This window comes from uncultured Phenylobacterium sp. (assembly GCF_902826855.1).
Lineage (GTDB): Bacteria > Pseudomonadota > Alphaproteobacteria > Caulobacterales > Caulobacteraceae > Phenylobacterium.
On record NZ_CADEGK010000349.1, the window covers coordinates 1 to 2315 of the forward strand.

The following is a 2315-nucleotide window of genomic DNA, read 5'->3' on the forward strand; positions in this document are numbered from 1 at the left end:
ACAACCTCCAGGAACACTCGGTGGTCCTGATCCGCGGCGGCCGCGTGAAGGACCTTCCCGGCGTGCGCTACCACATCCTGCGCGGCGTGCTCGACACGCAAGGCGTCAAGGATCGCCGCCAGCGTCGTTCGCTCTATGGCGCCAAGCGGCCGAAGTAAGGAAATAAGAGATGTCCCGTCGCCGTCGCGCAGACAAACGTGAAGTTCTCCCGGACCCGAAGTTCGGGGACCTCGTCGTCACCAAGTTCATGAACTACGTGATGTACGAAGGTAAGAAGGCCGTCGCCGAAAGCATCATGTATGGCGCTTTCGATATCCTGGAGGCCCGCCGCAAGGACCTGGGCCCACTGGAGACCTTCCACACCGCGCTGGACAACGTGGCTCCGGCCATCGAAGTCCGGTCGCGCCGCGTCGGCGGCGCCACCTACCAGGTCCCGGTGGAAGTCCGCCCCGAACGCCGCAAGGCGCTGGCGATCCGCTGGCTGGTGAGCGCGGCGCGCAAGCGCGGCGAGAACACCATGACCGAGAAGCTGGCCGGCGAGTTGCTGGACGCCTCCTCGAACCGCGGCGCCGCCGTCAAGAAGCGCGAAGACACCCACAAGATGGCGGAAGCCAACCGGGCCTTCTCGCACTACCGCTGGTAAGCCCTCCTACACTGAGCTTTCCGGCGCGGGCGGTTTGAGCTAAACCGCCCGCGCCGTTCGTTCAGGCCCCCTACGAAAAGCCCTTTTTCAAGAGCGTCCACGATGGCCCGCGCCCACCCAATCTCCGACTACCGCAACTTCGGCATCATGGCCCACATCGATGCGGGCAAGACGACGACGACCGAGCGGATCCTCTATTACACCGGCAAGAGCCATAAGATCGGCGAAGTCCATGATGGCGCCGCGACGATGGACTGGATGGAGCAGGAGCAGGAACGCGGCATCACGATCACGTCGGCCGCGACCACCGCCATCTGGAACGGCCACCGGCTGAACATCATCGACACCCCCGGGCACGTGGACTTCACCATCGAGGTCGAGCGTAGCCTGCGCGTGCTGGACGGCGCCGTCGCGGTGCTGGACGGCAACCAGGGCGTCGAGCCGCAGACCGAGACGGTCTGGCGCCAAGCCGACCGCTACAACGTTCCGCGGATCGTGTTCGTCAACAAGATGGACAAGATCGGCGCCGATTTCCAAATGTGCCTGCGCACCATCCGCGAGCGGCTGGGCGTCAAGGCGATCCCGATCCAGCTGCCGATCGGCGCCGAATCCAGCCTGAAGGGCATCGTCGACCTGGTCCGCATGAAGGCCGTGGTCTGGGATAGCGAAGGCCTGGGCGCGAACTACCACGACGAAGAGATCCCGGCCGACATGCAGACGGCGTGCGAGGAAGCGCGCCACTACATGATCGAGAACGCGGTCGAGCTCGATGACGAGGCGATGGAAGCCTACCTGAGCGGCGAGGAGCCCTCGGTCGAGGTCATCAAGAAGTGCCTGCGCAAGGCGGTCCTGACCGGCGCCTTCTATCCGATCCTCGCGGGTTCGGCGTTCAAGAACAAGGGCGTGCAGCCGCTGCTGGACGCCGTCGTCGACTACCTGCCGTCGCCGCTGGACATCCCGCCGACGCCGGGCCTCGACTACAAGACCGAAGAGCCGGTGGTTCGCATGGCGTCCGACGAGGAAGCGCTGTCGGTGCTGGCGTTCAAGATCATGGACGACCCCTTCGTGGGCTCGCTCACCTTCTGCCGCATCTACTCGGGCAAGCTCGAGACCGGGATGGGCCTTCTGAACTCCACCCGCGACAAGAAGGAACGTGTCGGCCGCATGCTGCTGATGCACTCCAACAACCGCGAGGACATCAAAGAAGCCCACGCCGGCGACATCGTCGCCCTGGCCGGCCTGAAGGACACCCGCACCGGCGACACCCTGTGCGATCCGCTGAAGTCGCCGGTGATCCTGGAGAAGATGAACTTCCCCGAGCCGGTCATCGAGATCGCCATCGAGCCGAAGTCGAAGGCTGACCAGGAAAAGCTGGGCGTCGCCCTGGCGAAGATGGTCGCCGAGGACCCGTCCTTCACCGTTCATACCGACCAGGAGTCGGGTCAGACCCGCCTGAAGGGCATGGGCGAGCTGCATCTGGACATCAAGGTCGACATCCTGAAGCGCACCTACAAGGTGGAAGCCAACATCGGCGCGCCGCAGGTGGCCTACCGCGAGAGCCTGGGTAAGGTCACGGACATCGACTACACGCACAAGAAGCAGACCGGCGGCACGGGCCAGTTCGCCCGCGTCAAGCTGAAGCTCGAGCCGAACGAGACCGGCAAGGGCAACG

General features: G+C 64.7%; 2 protein-coding genes and 1 pseudogene. All 3 read left to right on the top strand.

The features are described from left to right. Positions 1-158 (top strand): annotated as a pseudogene (gene rpsL, locus QZV94_RS24585) (30S ribosomal protein S12); the annotation flags it as partial. Between the two features lie 11 nt (positions 159-169). Then, a complete protein-coding gene (rpsG, locus tag QZV94_RS24590; RefSeq protein ID WP_293683040.1) occupies positions 170-643 on the top strand; it encodes a 30S ribosomal protein S7 in 474 nt (157 codons plus the stop codon). A gap of 102 nt (positions 644-745) precedes the next feature. Then, positions 746-2315: elongation factor G (gene fusA / locus QZV94_RS24595; protein WP_293683042.1), on the top strand; the 1570-nt coding region annotated here is incomplete at its 3' end.